The 13533-nt window shown below is 59.8% G+C and carries 13 protein-coding genes; 2 read left to right on the forward strand and 11 right to left on the reverse strand.

Annotated elements, in window-relative coordinates; all coding sequences use genetic code 11:
* Positions 1-2: 2 nt before the first annotated feature.
* From pabC to AC3IUA_RS22515, 8 genes are all read right to left on the reverse strand, one after another.
* Positions 3-818 carry an aminodeoxychorismate lyase gene (pabC, locus tag AC3IUA_RS22480; RefSeq protein ID WP_489357091.1) on the reverse strand — a complete coding sequence of 272 codons (816 nt, stop codon included), beginning with the start codon at positions 816-818 and terminating at the stop codon, positions 3-5.
* Positions 818-2062, reverse strand: a complete 1245-nt coding sequence (gene fabF, locus AC3IUA_RS22485) for a beta-ketoacyl-ACP synthase II (RefSeq protein ID WP_489357092.1) — start codon at positions 2060-2062, stop codon at positions 818-820. The genes pabC and fabF overlap by 1 nt, the downstream gene beginning before the upstream one ends.
* 109 nt (positions 2063-2171) lie before the next feature.
* Positions 2172-2408: an acyl carrier protein gene (gene acpP, locus AC3IUA_RS22490; protein ID WP_004371293.1), complete on the reverse strand. Its 237-nt coding sequence runs from the start codon at positions 2406-2408 to the stop codon at positions 2172-2174.
* 193 nt (positions 2409-2601) lie between these two features.
* Positions 2602-3345, reverse strand: a complete 744-nt coding sequence (gene fabG, locus AC3IUA_RS22495) for a 3-oxoacyl-ACP reductase FabG (protein ID WP_489357093.1) — start codon at positions 3343-3345, stop codon at positions 2602-2604.
* A 16-nt stretch (positions 3346-3361) separates the two neighbouring features.
* Positions 3362-4300: an ACP S-malonyltransferase gene (fabD, locus tag AC3IUA_RS22500; RefSeq protein ID WP_489357094.1), complete on the reverse strand. Its 939-nt coding sequence runs from the start codon at positions 4298-4300 to the stop codon at positions 3362-3364.
* Between the two features lie 125 nt (positions 4301-4425).
* Positions 4426-5436: a phosphate acyltransferase PlsX gene (gene plsX, locus AC3IUA_RS22505; RefSeq protein WP_489357095.1), complete on the reverse strand. Its 1011-nt coding sequence runs from the start codon at positions 5434-5436 to the stop codon at positions 4426-4428.
* Between the two features lie 3 nt (positions 5437-5439).
* Entirely contained in the window at positions 5440-5622 is a 183-nt protein-coding gene (rpmF, locus tag AC3IUA_RS22510) for a 50S ribosomal protein L32 (protein ID WP_150806424.1), read from the reverse strand.
* Between the two features lie 13 nt (positions 5623-5635).
* Complete coding sequence (locus AC3IUA_RS22515) at positions 5636-6163, reverse strand: YceD family protein (protein ID WP_008152342.1); 528 nt, start codon at positions 6161-6163, stop codon at positions 5636-5638.
* 105 nt (positions 6164-6268) lie between these two features.
* Here AC3IUA_RS22515 and AC3IUA_RS22520 point away from each other — a divergent pair, with 105 nt between their 5' ends.
* Positions 6269-6847 (forward strand): Maf family protein, encoded by a 579-nt coding sequence (locus AC3IUA_RS22520; RefSeq protein ID WP_489357096.1) that lies wholly within the window; start codon positions 6269-6271, stop codon positions 6845-6847.
* 138 nt (positions 6848-6985) lie between these two features.
* Here the strand turns inward: AC3IUA_RS22520 and sppA are convergent, their stop codons facing one another.
* The 3 genes from sppA to rluC are packed head-to-tail and all read right to left on the reverse strand — an operon-like array spanning position 6986 to position 9607.
* Positions 6986-7975 carry a signal peptide peptidase SppA gene (gene sppA / locus AC3IUA_RS22525; RefSeq protein ID WP_489357097.1) on the reverse strand — a complete coding sequence of 330 codons (990 nt, stop codon included), beginning with the start codon at positions 7973-7975 and terminating at the stop codon, positions 6986-6988.
* Between the two features lie 5 nt (positions 7976-7980).
* Positions 7981-8661, reverse strand: coding sequence for an HAD-IA family hydrolase (locus AC3IUA_RS22530; RefSeq protein ID WP_489357098.1), 681 nt, complete (start codon positions 8659-8661; stop codon positions 7981-7983).
* On the reverse strand, positions 8648-9607 hold the full coding sequence (rluC, locus tag AC3IUA_RS22535; RefSeq protein ID WP_489357099.1) for a 23S rRNA pseudouridine(955/2504/2580) synthase RluC: 960 nt from the start codon (positions 9605-9607) through the stop codon (positions 8648-8650). Before rluC ends, AC3IUA_RS22530 begins: the two co-directional genes overlap by 14 nt.
* A 701-nt stretch (positions 9608-10308) precedes the next feature.
* Between rluC and rne the strand changes: the two genes are divergently transcribed.
* Positions 10309-13503, forward strand: coding sequence for a ribonuclease E (rne, locus tag AC3IUA_RS22540; RefSeq protein WP_489357100.1), 3195 nt, complete (start codon positions 10309-10311; stop codon positions 13501-13503).
* The last annotated feature ends 30 nt before the right edge of the window (positions 13504-13533 follow it).

Consider the following 13533-nt stretch of genomic DNA (forward strand, 5'->3'; position numbering starts at 1 on the left):
AATCAAGCATCCAATAGCGCGCGGGCAATGCCTTGCAGTTTACGGGTGAGCGGCCCAACCGGCCAGCTCAGTGCTGAATAGCCGCATACCGGCCAGACGCCATACACGCTGTTGCAGACGAAGACTTCATCGGCCTGTTGCAGTTGATCGAGACTGATGTCGGCAACTTCCGTGGGAATGCCCAGTGACGCGGCTTGAAACAATAATTCAGCGCGCATCACCCCGGCGACGCCGCAGCGACTCAAGTCAGCGGTGCGCAACACGCCATCGCGGAGCAGAAACAGATTGCTGAAAACCCCCTCGATCACTCGCCCGGAAACGTCCAGCATCAAGCCTTCGGCATGCTCGCCATCCTGCCATTCGGAGCGGGCGATCACCTGCTCCAGACGGTTCAGATGCTTGAGCCCCGCGAGCAAGGGCTGCTCGCTCAGACGTGTCGTACAGGGGAACAGGCGAATACCTTGCTGCCCATGGGCAGCCGGGTATAGGGCAGGCGGATTTCCCTGCAGTATCCGTCGAGCCTGGGCAGCCGGATCGGCGGCATAGCCACGCAGGCTGTCGCCACGGGTGAGGATCAACTTGAGCACCCCCTCACCCATCGCAGCGGCATAGGCCAACAGCTCACTGCGGACCAGAGACTGGTCCGCGGCAATCGCCAGCCGCGAACACCCTTCAGCCAGGCGCTGCAGGTGCCGCTCCAGCAGCAACGGCTGCCCGCCCCTGACCGCGAGGGTCTCGAACAGACCGTCGCCATAGGCCAGGCCCCGGTCCTTTAGCGACAGAACGTCAGCCGGTTGACCGTCGACCCAGCCGTGCATCACTCGGCGAACCGGCGGAACACCAGCGAGCCGTTGGTGCCACCAAAGCCGAACGAATTGGACAGCACCACATCAATGGCCATGTTGCGCGCCTCATGGGGTACGAAGTCGAGGTCGCAACCTTCGTCCGGCTCATCCAGGTTGATGGTCGGCGGAGCCACCTGGCTGTTGATCGCCAGCACGCTGAAGATCGCCTCGATCGCACCGGCCGCACCCAGCAGGTGACCGGTCATGGACTTGGTCGAACTGACCGCCAGTTTGTAGGCATGCTCGCCAAACACCGACTTGATCGCCTGGACTTCCGCCAAGTCACCGGCCGAAGTCGAGGTGCCATGGGCGTTGATGTACTGCACGTCTTCGAGGTTCAGCTGCGCATCACGCATCGCATTGGTGATGCAACGGGCCGCGCCTGCGCCATCGGCTGGCGGCGAGGTCATGTGGTAAGCGTCACCACTCATGCCGAAGCCGATCAGCTCGGCATAAATCGTCGCGCCGCGTGCCTTGGCGTGCTCCAGCTCTTCGAGCACCAGGGCTCCGGCACCGTCGGAGAGGACGAAGCCGTCACGGCCCTTGTCCCATGGACGGCTGGCACGGGCTGGCTCGTCATTGCGCGTCGATAGAGCCCGAGCAGCACCAAAGCCGCCCATACCGAGGCCACAGGCGGCCATTTCGGCACCGCCGGCAATCATCACATCGGCTTCGCCGTAGGCAATGTTGCGGGCCGCCATGCCGATGCAGTGCGTACCCGTGGTACAGGCAGTCGAAATGGCGTAGTTAGGTCCCTGGGTACCCAGATGGATAGACAGGAAACCGGAAATCATATTGATGATCGAGCCTGGCACGAAGAACGGCGAAATCCGTCGCGGGCCGGAATCATGCAGCGTGCGGCTGGTTTCTTCGATATTGGTCAGTCCGCCAATACCCGACCCCATGGCCACCCCGATGCGCTCACGGTTGGCGTCAGTGACTTCCAGACCGGAGTTACGAACTGCCTGAAAACCTGCGGCCAGACCGTACTGAATGAACAGGTCGAGCTTGCGAGCTTCCTTGACCGACAGGTATTCCTCGACATTGAAGCCTTTTACCGAGCCGCCAAAGCGGGTGGAATAAGCAGAAAGGTCGGTGTGCTCGATCAGACCAATGCCACTGCGGCCAGCCAGAATGCCCTGCCAGCTGCTCGGTACATCCGTACCCAGTGGCGACAACATACCCATACCGGTGACTACGACGCGTCTACGCGACACAGCACTCTCCTTTTTTCTAATGACGACTTTGCATCAGGCCTAAAGAAAAAACCGCACGCCATGAAGGCAGTGCGGTTTTTCCATGACAGCAAGCAACGACTACAAACTATTACGCCTGATGGCTGGTAACGTAGTCGATTGCAGCTTGTACAGTAGTGATCTTCTCAGCTTCTTCGTCAGGGATTTCGGTCTCGAATTCCTCTTCCAGAGCCATCACCAGCTCAACGGTGTCAAGGGAGTCGGCACCCAGGTCTTCTACGAAGGAAGCGCTGTTGGTCACTTCTTCTTCTTTAACGCCCAGTTGCTCAGCAACGATTTTCTTGACGCGCTCTTCGATGGTGCTCATACCTTGTTTTCACTCCTAATGGACAAATTCAGGCAGCTGGCCAGTGGGTAAGTGTATAGAAAGGCTTTTCAGCTTTTCAACTGAAAGCTTCACTTTCTCGAACCCTATCGACCCTCTGCCTATAAATAGATTGCAGCTTTATAACGGATTTTAGACAGCTCGTATGACATTTTTTTGAATCGATCCGTCACATTTAACTCATGTACATCCCGCCGTTCACCGGGATTGTAGCCCCGGTAACGTAAGCCGCACCGTCCGAAGCCAAAAAAGCGACCACTTGCGCGATCTCTTGAGCTTGTCCCAGACGGCCCAGCGGAATCTGTGTCACCAGGGATTCACGCTGCGCCTCAGGCAACTCGCGGGTCATATCAGTATCGATGAACCCAGGGGCCACCGAGTTTACAGTAATCGACCGCGAGCCGACCTCACGAGCCAGAGCGCGACTGAAACCCTCCAGTCCTGCCTTGGCGGCTGCGTAGTTTACTTGGCCTGCGTTGCCCATGGCACCCACAACCGAGCCAATACTGATAATTCGACCCCAGCGAGCCTTGGTCATGCCGCGCAGAACGCCCTTGGACAGGCGAAACAGACTGTTCAAATTGGTGTCGATGACATCATGCCATTCGTCGCCTTTCATGCGCATCATCAGATTATCGCGGGTGATACCGGCATTATTGACCAGGATCGCCGGCGCACCGAACTGTGCCTGAATGCTCGCCAATACTGCGGCGACGGATTCGTCGCTGGTGACATCGAGTTCCAGACCGGTACCTTTAATACCGTTTTCCTTCAGGACAGCGGCGATGTTCTCGGCGCCCGAAGCGGAAGTCGCGGTGCCGATGACCACGGCGCCCAGACGACCCAATTCAAGGGCAATGGCCTGGCCGATACCACGGCTGGCACCGGTAACCAGTGCAACTTTACCTTGCATGCTCATGCAGGCTTCTCCTAATTCAAACCAGCGCTGCACGAGCGGCAGCGAAAGCTTCTGGGGTATTGAGGTTAGCGGTCGACACGCCTTCGGCGCAGCGTTTGTTCAGGCCTGCAAGGACTTTGCCAGGGCCGCACTCGACCAGCGCAGTGGCGCCGTTGACTGCCAGGCACTGGACAGACTCGACCCAACGCACCGGCTTGTAGAGCTGCTCGAGCAGATCACGGGTGAGGGTCTCCAGATCGCTCGCAACACTGGCGCTGACATTCTGCACCAACGGGATTTGCGGCGCCTGCCAGTCGATCGCAGCGATCGACTCGGCGAAACGCTCGGCAGCCGGACGCATCAACTCGCAATGGGATGGCACGCTGACCGGCAACGGCATGGCGCGTTTGGCGCCCCGCGCCTTGCAACCTTCGATGGCGCGCTCGACAGCCGCCTTCGCACCGGCGATCACCACCTGGCCCGGCGAGTTGAAGTTGACCGCACTGACCACTTCGCCTTGCGCCGCTTCGGCACAGGCTGCCAACACATCAGCATCGTCCAGCCCCAGGATAGCGGCCATGCCGCCCTGCCCGGCCGGAACGGCTTCCTGCATCAATTGACCGCGACGTTCTACCAGCTTCACCGCGTCACCCAGGCTCAGACTGCCCGCAGCCACCAAGGCGCTGTATTCGCCCAGGCTATGACCGGCAACGTAGGCCGGACGCGCGCCGCCTTCAGCCAGCCACAGACGCCAGAGGGCGATCGAGGCGGTCAGAATCGCCGGCTGGGTCTTGTCGGTTTGATTGAGTTGCTCTTCCGGCCCCTGCTGGGTCAGCGCCCACAGGTCATAACCCAGAGCATCGGAAGCTTCTTTGAATGTTTCAAGGATCAACGGGTATTGCGCGCCCAACTCGGCCAACATGCCGAGGGACTGCGAGCCCTGCCCTGGAAAGACGAATGCGAGGGATGCAGACATGTAACAAGCCCCTAATGATCTTGTCGTCGGAGAGTTGACGTCCCCAATAAGGGACACAAGAAACTGACAGTTGGATGACTGATTAAACTGAGCGGTCACATTTAAGCATTGTCGAACGAAAACGCCTAAAGCAACAGGTCTTCGAGACGACCGTGCAAGCGCTCCGGCAGGTTTTCCTGGATCTCGATCAGAGCCCGCTGGATGGCACTCTGAAAACCCTGCACCCCGGCCGAGCCGTGGCTTTTCACGACAATACCCTGCAAGCCGAGAAAACTCGCACCGTTATGCCGCGCCGGCGCCAACTCGGCCCGCAAGCGGCGCATCAACGGCAACGCCAGGGCGCCGACCATTCGCGACGCCAGGCTTTGCCTGAACAGCGCCTCGATCCGCGCGGTAATCATGGTCGCCAGGCCTTCGCTGGATTTGAGCAAGATGTTACCGACGAAACCATCGCACACCACGACATCAGCTTCGCCCCGGTACAACCCGTCGCCCTCGACAAAGCCGATGTAGTTCAGGCCACGGGCATTCTGCAGCAGCGTGGCCGCGAGCTTGACCTGCTGATTACCCTTGATGTCTTCGGTGCCGATATTCAGCAAGGCCACGCGCGGACGAACAACACCCAGCGCCTCCGCCGCCACCGAACCCATGACGGCAAACTGCAGAAGGTGTTCGGCACTGCAGTCGACGTTCGCCCCCAGGTCGAGTAACTGACAGAAGCCTCGCTGGGTCGGGATAGCCGCCACCATCGCCGGCCGATCAATACCCGGCAAGGTCTTCAGCAAATAGCGCGACAACGCCATCAGCGCACCGGTATTGCCGGCACTGACGCACGCCTGGACCGTGCCATCGCGCAGCAACCCCAGGGCCACACGCATCGACGAGTCGGGCTTTCCACGCAACGCCTGCGAAGGCTTTTCGTCCATGCCAATGACTTCGGTGGCCGGCACGATATTCAGACGCGCACGATCCACAGCCGGCTGACTGGCAATCAATTCTTCTAAAAGGGAGGGTTGACCGACAAGGGCCAGATGCAGCGAGGGCGTAGCGGACAGGCAAGCAAGACTGGCCTGAACAATGCTGCGGGGACCGAAGTCCCCGCCCATTGCGTCAATCGCGATGACTTGAGCGGACAAGGATTACTCGTCAGCGCCCTGTTCGATCACTTTACGGCCACGGTATACGCCTTCTGGCGATACGTGGTGACGCAGGTGAACTTCACCGGTGGTTTTTTCTACAGACAGGGTGCTAGCCGAGAGAGCATCGTGCGAACGACGCATGTCACGGGCAGAGCGGGATTTTTTGTTCTGCTGAACAGCCATAATTGATTAACTCCTAAACGTTTGGGTCACGCTTTAACTGCGCCAATACACTGAACGGGTTGGACCGCGTTACCTCGTCCTCGCTCGGTTCGGGCTCATCGAGACCCGCCGGCTGCTGGCATTCTTCCGGATGATGAGCAGGCACAATGGGCAAGGCGAGCAAAAGCTCCTCCTCGATCAGTGACTGCAGATCCAAAGGATCTTCGCCCAGTTCCAGCACGTCATAACCTTTCGGCAACGACTGGGTATTCGCACCCTCTTTCACCACAGCATAACTGCATTCGCTGTGGATCGGCAGGGTGACCAGCTCAAGACAACGCTGGCAAACCATTTTGACCTCGGTGTCGATAAAACTGTGGATTACCACAGATTTACGTTCATCTCGTTCAAAAACAAATTTAGCCTGCACCGTACCGACGGTGTCGGAAAGCGGGTCGCAGAGTCTCTCCAAATCGGCCAGCAGCATTTCACCTTGAAGGGTGGTGCCACGATCAGCCAATTTGCGCGGGTCAACGTGAGGTGGAATCGGGTCATTCAACATAGGCGCAGCATTATAGGGATGCCCCCAGCCATGTCAAAGGAAATTCAGCCCTGTCCGTCACTTGCAAGCCTCGCTAGAATTTACAGCCAACCTCAGGAGAGCTGCATGCTGCCTTTATTACTCGCTTCAAGCTCGGTCTATCGCCGTGAATTGCTGGCCCGCTTGCAGCTTGCGTTCACCTGCAGCTCACCGGACATCGATGAAAGCCACCGCCCCGGCGAGCAGGCCATCGACCTGGTCAAGCGCCTGGCCAAAGAGAAAGCCCAGGCCCTGGCCGGCAGTCACCCGGCGCACCTGATCATCGGCTCCGACCAGGTTGCCGTGCTCGACGGCCAGATCATCGGCAAACCCCACACCTTCGAGAAGGCCCGCGAGCAGCTGCTGGCGGCCAGCGGCGCCAGTGTGACCTTCCTGACCGGCCTGGCACTGCTCAACAGCCAGAGCGGCCACTGCCAGGTCGACTGCATCCCTTTCACCGTGCACATGCGTGCGCTCGAACCCACTCGCATCGAACGCTACCTGCGCACTGAACAACCCTACGACTGCGCTGGCAGCTTCAAAGCCGAAGGCTTGGGGGTGAGCCTGTTTCAAAGCACCGAAGGCCCGGACGCCACCAGCCTGGTCGGCCTGCCACTGATTCGCCTGGTGGACATGCTGCTCGCCGAGGGCGTGCAGATCCCCTGAAGATCAAAAGATCGCAGGCTGCGGCAACTCCTACAAAAGCACGTACGCAAATCCCCCCGGTAGGAGCTGCCGAAGGCTGCGATCTTTTGATCTTAAAAAACCGGCCACGAAGGCCGGTTCTTTTGTGCGAAGAGAAGATCAACGCAGTGCCGGCCCTTGAAAGCCCATCCACATTGCCATTTGCTGGGCAATGCTGGCCCCGAGTTTTTTCGAGAAACGATCGAACGGCGACTCCTCAATAGTGAAGTCAACCAGCTCTTTCTCGCCGATCACATCCCGCGCCACCGAACTGGCACTGCCCAGGCCATCGATCAGGCCGAGTTGCAGCGCCTGCTCACCGGACCACACCAGACCCGAGAACAGCTCGGGATGCTCTTTGTCCTTGAGCCGCTCGCCACGGCCTTGCTTGACGCTGGCAATGAACTGGCGATGGGTGGTATCCAGCACGCTCTGCCAGAATTGGGTTTCTTCAGGCTTTTGCGGCTGGAACGGATCGAGGAACGATTTGTGCTCGCCCGAGGTATAGGTCCGCCGCTCGACACCGAGCTTTTCCATGGTGCCAACAAACCCATAACCGGCCGCCGTCACGCCGATGGACCCGACCAGACTCGCCTTGTCCGCATAAATCTGGTCCGCCGCGCTGGCGATGTAATACGCACCGGAAGCCCCCAGATCGGAGATTACCGCGTACACCTTGGTCTCCGGATGCAGGGCGCGCAAACGACGGATCTCGCCATAAACATAACCCGACTGCACCGGACTGCCGCCCGGGCTGTTGATCCGCAGCACCACGCCCTTGACCTTGGTGTCCTCGAACGCCGCTCGCAGGCTGCCAACGATGTTGTCGGCGCTGGCCGGCTCCTTGTCGGCGATCATCCCCTTCACGTCAATCAATGCGGTATAGCCCGGACCGCGCGTCGCAGTCTTTTCGATATCCATCAGCGGGGTGAACAGCAACAACGCGATAAACAGGTAAACAAACGTCAGCAGCTTGAAGAAAATCCCCCAGCGCCGTGACCGCCGCTGCTCCTGCACCCCAGCCAGCAGGGTCTTTTCCAGCAGCTTCCAGCTTTTATCGTCAGCACCGTCAGCGCTAGCCTTGCTCGGCGCTTTCCACTCATCGGCCATACCATCTACCCCAGCAAATCTTGATTGGCCGGCTGATTCAGCCAGGCGTGCAATTCAGAAAAATGATCGATGGCCAGCCGCGGCCCGAACGCGCGCAAGGCCTCTATTGATTGAGCACCATAGCTGACCGCCACCGAACCCATCCCGGCATTGCGCGCCATCAACAGATCGAACGAAGAATCACCGACCATCAACGCCTGCTCGGGACGGACTTCGCAATGGGCGAGAATCTGCTCCAGCATCAGCGGGTGCGGCTTGCTGGCGGTCTCATCGGCGGCACGGGTAATATCGAAATACCCTTCCCAGCCATGGGATTTGAGCACCCTATCCAGCCCGCGACGGGCTTTGCCGGTGGCCACGGCCAGGTGATAGCCCTCGGCACGAAAAGCCTCCAGCGACTCCACCACACCGGCGAACAGCGGCGATGGCTCAGCCTCCAGTGCAATGTAGTGATCCGCGTAGCACTGACGAAATGCCACCAACTCGGCGTCTCCGATCTCCGGGTACAGGGTGCGAATCGCCTCCGGCAAGCCCAGGCCGATGATGCCCTTGACGGCAAAATCATCCCGCTGCGCAAAGCCCGATCGTACCGCTGCGACGTGCATCGCCTCGACAATCCGACCGATGGAATCGGCCAGGGTGCCGTCCCAATCGAAAATCAGCAATTTGTAATCAGAGGGGTGCACTCAAGCGCTCCACAGTCTTGGCCCACATATCATCCACCGGTGCCTGCAGCTTCAATTCACCACCATCCGGCAGTGGCACGGTCAGCATGTAGGCGTGAAGGAACAGGCGCTTGCCACCCAAGTCGCGAATTTCCTTGCTGAAGTCTTCATCACCGTACTTGCTGTCGCCAGCGATGCAGTGTCCGGCATGCAAGGTGTGCACGCGGATCTGGTGAGTCCGGCCGGTGACCGGCTTGGCCTCGACCATCGTGGCGAAGTCACCGAAGCGGCGCAGCACCTTGAAGACCGTCAGCGCCTCCTTGCCTTCCTCATTGACCTCGACCATGCGCTCGCCGGAGCGCAGGTTGCTCTTGAGCAACGGCGCACGAACCTGCTTGATCGACGCCGCCCAGTTACCGCGAACCAGCGCCATATAGCGCTTGTCGACGCCATCGCCACGCAAGGCGGTGTGCAGGTGGCGCAACATACTGCGTTTCTTGGCGATCATCAGTAGCCCGGAAGTGTCCCGATCCAGGCGATGGACCAGTTCCAGCTCCTTGGCATCGGGCCGCAACTGACGGAAGGCTTCGATCACCCCGTAGTTCAGGCCGCTGCCGCCATGCACGGCGATCCCGGCCGGCTTGTTGATCACGATCAGCGCCTTGTCCTCAAAGACAATCGACGCTTCAAGGCGCTGCAACAAACCCTGGGCCAAAGGCACCGGCTCGTCGCGCTCAGGCACGCGCACAGGTGGAACACGGACAATATCACCCGCCTGCAGCTTGTATTCGGGCTTGATCCGACCCTTGTTCACCCGCACTTCGCCTTTGCGCAAAATGCGGTAAATCAAGGTCTTGGGCACGCCTTTGAGCCGAGCAAGAAGGAAGTTGTCGATGCGTTGGCCGGCATATTCCGGCGAGACCTCAAGCAGCTGGACGCTGGGGGTCGGGGGGGCAGTAGTCGTCATGCCGCGAATGATAACAATTTTTTATGGATTTGAAGCACTTAATGATTGCTGCTATAGTCGCGAACGCCGCCAAAAGCGGCTGGACAGCGGACCAACGGTCATCGACCGGCCCTGACCAACGCAATTCATCAGGACGCGAGGCCGTCCTACGGGGCTTTCGCTACAATTATGGAAAGTTCGCGATTGTAACAAGCGCAGGTGACATGAGGCCTGAAGCGAGCGCAAGAAGCAGAGTAATTACTCGCCTTTTACGCCGATATTCACGGCCAGTTCACAAAGTGCAGTCGATCTCGAATGAGCCTGAGCGAAGGCTTCGGAAACAACGCCTAAATTAGCCATGATGCGTGACTTCCCCTTTCGGAGCTCACGGTAAATGCCAACCCGCTGCGGATTCTGCGCGCGGCAGCACCCGAATTATCAGGGATACGTGTAGGGTGGAGATGCACAACCGTCGGACTGTGTAGCACTAGGCTTATATTTAGACGCTTCATCTCGTCCACAGTCGATGGCTGATTCCTCCTCCTGACTGAGTGCTTAAGTAGCCACAGCAAGCAGGACGCGTAAGTCGCGACTTCGCCCCCTTTGGTCGAACCTCGCTAGACACTGGAGTGGCCAACCACTCCTGACGCACCTGACACCGACCGTGAGAAGTCGTGTGTGCCGAACGCCGTTTCCGGCAGCCCGGAAACCGACGGTACTACATGAAAAGAATGCTGATTAACGCAACCCAACCCGAAGAGTTGCGTGTTGCACTGGTAGATGGCCAGCGCCTCTACGACCTGGATATCGAATCCGGTGCACGCGAGCAGAAAAAGGCCAACATCTATAAAGGCCGGATTACTCGCATCGAACCAAGTCTTGAGGCTGCCTTTGTCGATTTCGGCTCCGAGCGCCACGGCTTCCTGCCCCTCAAAGAAATCTCCCGCGAATACTTCAAGAAAGCCCCTGAAGGCCGCGTCAACATCAAGGACGTCCTGAGCGAAGGCCAGGAAGTCATCGTTCAGGTCGAAAAAGAAGAACGTGGCAACAAGGGTGCAGCCCTGACCACCTTCATCAGCCTGGCCGGTCGTTACCTGGTACTGATGCCGAACAACCCGCGTGCCGGCGGTATTTCCCGTCGCATCGAAGGTGAAGAGCGCAATGAATTGCGCGAAGCCCTGAACGGCCTGGTAGCTCCAGCCGACATGGGTCTGATCGTGCGCACTGCCGGCCTTGGCCGCAGCAGCGAAGAAATGCAGTGGGACCTCGATTACCTGCTGCAACTCTGGACCGCCATCAAAGAAGCCTCGCTGGATCGTTCCGCGCCGTTCCTGATCTATCAGGAAAGCAACGTGATCATCCGCGCGATCCGCGACTACCTGCGCCAGGACATTGGCGAAGTGCTGATCGACAGCGTCGAAGCCCAGGACGAAGCCCTGACCTTCATTCGCCAGGTGATGCCGCAGTACGCCAGCAAGATCAAGCTGTACGAAGACAGCGTTCCGCTGTTCAACCGTTTCCAGATCGAAAGCCAGATCGAGACCGCTTTCCAGCGCGTCGTTGAACTGCCTTCCGGCGGCTCCATCGTCATCGATCCGACCGAAGCCCTGGTGTCCATCGACATCAACTCGGCGCGCGCCACCAAAGGCAGCGACATCGAAGAAACCGCCCTGCAGACCAACCTTGAAGCCGCCGAAGAAATCGCCCGTCAGTTGCGCCTGCGTGACATCGGCGGCCTGATCGTCATCGACTTCATCGACATGACCCCGGCCAAGAACCAGCGCGCCGTGGAAGAAAAAGTCCGCGAATGCCTGGAAGCCGACCGTGCCCGGGTACAAGTCGGTCGCATCTCACGCTTCGGCCTGCTGGAAATGTCTCGCCAGCGCCTGCGTCCATCCCTGGGCGAAAGCAGCGGCATCGTCTGCCCGCGCTGCAACGGCACCGGCATCATCCGTGATGTTGAATCGCTGTCGCTGGCGATCTTGCGCCTGATCGAAGAAGAAGCCCTGAAAGACCGCACCGCCGAAGTTCGCGCACAAGTGCCGATCCCGGTCGCTGCGTTCCTGCTCAACGAAAAACGCAACTCGATCACCAAGATCGAACTGCGCACCCGCGCGCGCATCGTCATCCTGCCGAACGATCACCTCGAAACGCCGCACTTCGAAGTTCAGCGCCTGCGTGATGACAGCCCGGAAGCCAGCATCAATCAGTCCAGCTACGAAATCGCTGCCGCCGCCGCTGAAGTGGAAGAAGTCCAGCCGGCCGCCGCGACCCGCACCCTGGTTCGTCAGGAAGCCGCAGTGAAAACCGCTCCGGTACGCGCCAATGCTCCGGTTCCGGTTGAGGCCGCCGCGCCTGCTCCGGCTCCCGTCCACGTTCCCGAGCCAAGCCTGTTCAAAGGCCTGGTGAAGACGCTGGTCAGCCTGTTCGCGACAAAGGAAGAACCTGCGGCACCGGTGGTGGTTGAAAAACCAGTCACCGAACGCCCGCCGCGCAACGAAGAGCGCCGCACCGGTCGTCAGCAGAGCCGCACCCGTAACGGTCGCCGTGACGAAGAGCGCAAGCCGCGCGAAGAACGTGCCCCTCGTGAAGAGCGCGCTCCTCGCGAAGAACGTGCGCCTCGTGAAGAACGTGCTCCGCGCGAAGTCCGCGAAGAAGTAGCAGCCGTAGCCCCTCGCGAAGAACGCGCGCCGCGTGCTCCGCGTGAAGAACGTGCCCCACGCGCTCCACGTGAAGATCGCAAACCGCGCGAAGGTCGTGAAGAGCGTCCGGTTCGTGAACTGCGCGAGCCTCTGGATGCCGCACCAGCCGTTGTCGCTGAAGAGCGCCCGGCCCGTGCGCCACGCGAAGAGCGTCAACCGCGTCCACCGCGTGAAGAGCGTCAGCCTCGTGCCGAGCAGGCGGTTGCTGCCGTCAGCGAAGAAGAACTGCTGCCAAACGAAGAGCAACTGCTGGATGACGGTCAGGACAGCGCCGAAGGCGATCGCCCACGCCGTCGCTCCCGTGGCCAGCGTCGTCGCAGCAACCGTCGTGAGCGTCAACGTGATGCCAACGGCAATGTGATCGAAGGCTCGGAAGAATCCGAAACCGGCGAAGCCAGCGAACCAGGCAGTGCCGATCTGGCTGCCGGCCTGGCCGTTACCGCGGCTGTTGCCAGCTCTGTGATCAGCGCTCCTGCTGAAGCCCAGGCCAATCAGCAAGCAGAACGCGCCACTGCCGCCACTCTGGAAACAGCTTCGGTTGAAGCACCAGTGGTCGAAGCCACTACTGCGATTGAAGCGCCTGCCGCTCCTGCCGTTGAAGTAGCCCCGGTTCGTGAAGCCTATGTTGCCGAGCAAGCCGTTGTCGCTGAACAGCCAGTCGTCGCCGCGGAACCTGCGTTCGAAGCTCCGGTTTTCGAAGCTCCGGTTGCTGAAAAAGCCTTTGAACCGACTTACGACGCTCCAACTGCATTCGATCGCATCGCTGAATCGGTCGTCGTCGAAGCTCCAGCCCCTGTCGCTGAAGTGGTTGTCGCCGAGCCAGAGGTTGCTGCACCGGTTGAAGCGCCAGTGGTTGCCGAGGCGGCAGTCGAGCCGGTAGTCGAAGCCGCCCCTGCAAGCGCCCTGACCGCCAGCGGTCGCGCGCCGAACGATCCACGTGAAGTGCGTCGTCGCAAGCGTGAAGCCGAGCGTCTGCAGAAAGAAGCCGAACTGGCCGCTGCTGCAACTCCGGTTGAAGCGGTCGTTGCTGCCGAGCCGGTTGTGGCTGAAGTGGTTGAGCAAGCTGCACCTGCTCCAGTCGCTGAAAGCGCGCCTGAGCAAGCAGCCGTTGAATCTGCCCCAACCATCGACGAAAACCTGCGTTCCGTCGAAGAAGTGGTAGAGCACCACCCTGAAGCCCTGGAAAAAGAGCACGAGCCTAAACCCCTCGCCTGATTCCAACGGCTGTTAAAAAGCCCCGCCTGC

This window comes from Pseudomonas sp. KH_050 (genome assembly GCF_057838875.1).

Coding starts and splice junctions, on each gene's coding strand:
- rpmF (WP_150806424.1), bottom strand. CDS start 5,622: ATGGCTGTTCAGCAGAACAAAAAATCCCGCTCTGCCCGTGACATGCGT.
- rne (WP_489357100.1), top strand. CDS start 10,309: ATGAAAAGAATGCTGATTAACGCAACCCAACCCGAAGAGTTGCGTGTT.
- sppA (WP_489357097.1), bottom strand. CDS start 7,975: ATGGCCGATGAGTGGAAAGCGCCGAGCAAGGCTAGCGCTGACGGTGCT.
- fabG (WP_489357093.1), bottom strand. CDS start 3,345: ATGAGCATGCAAGGTAAAGTTGCACTGGTTACCGGTGCCAGCCGTGGT.
- pabC (WP_489357091.1), bottom strand. CDS start 818: ATGCACGGCTGGGTCGACGGTCAACCGGCTGACGTTCTGTCGCTAAAG.
- acpP (WP_004371293.1), bottom strand. CDS start 2,408: ATGAGCACCATCGAAGAGCGCGTCAAGAAAATCGTTGCTGAGCAACTG.
- AC3IUA_RS22515 (WP_008152342.1), bottom strand. CDS start 6,163: ATGTTGAATGACCCGATTCCACCTCACGTTGACCCGCGCAAATTGGCT.
- rluC (WP_489357099.1), bottom strand. CDS start 9,607: ATGACGACTACTGCCCCCCCGACCCCCAGCGTCCAGCTGCTTGAGGTC.
- AC3IUA_RS22520 (WP_489357096.1), top strand. CDS start 6,269: ATGCTGCCTTTATTACTCGCTTCAAGCTCGGTCTATCGCCGTGAATTG.
- fabD (WP_489357094.1), bottom strand. CDS start 4,300: ATGTCTGCATCCCTCGCATTCGTCTTTCCAGGGCAGGGCTCGCAGTCC.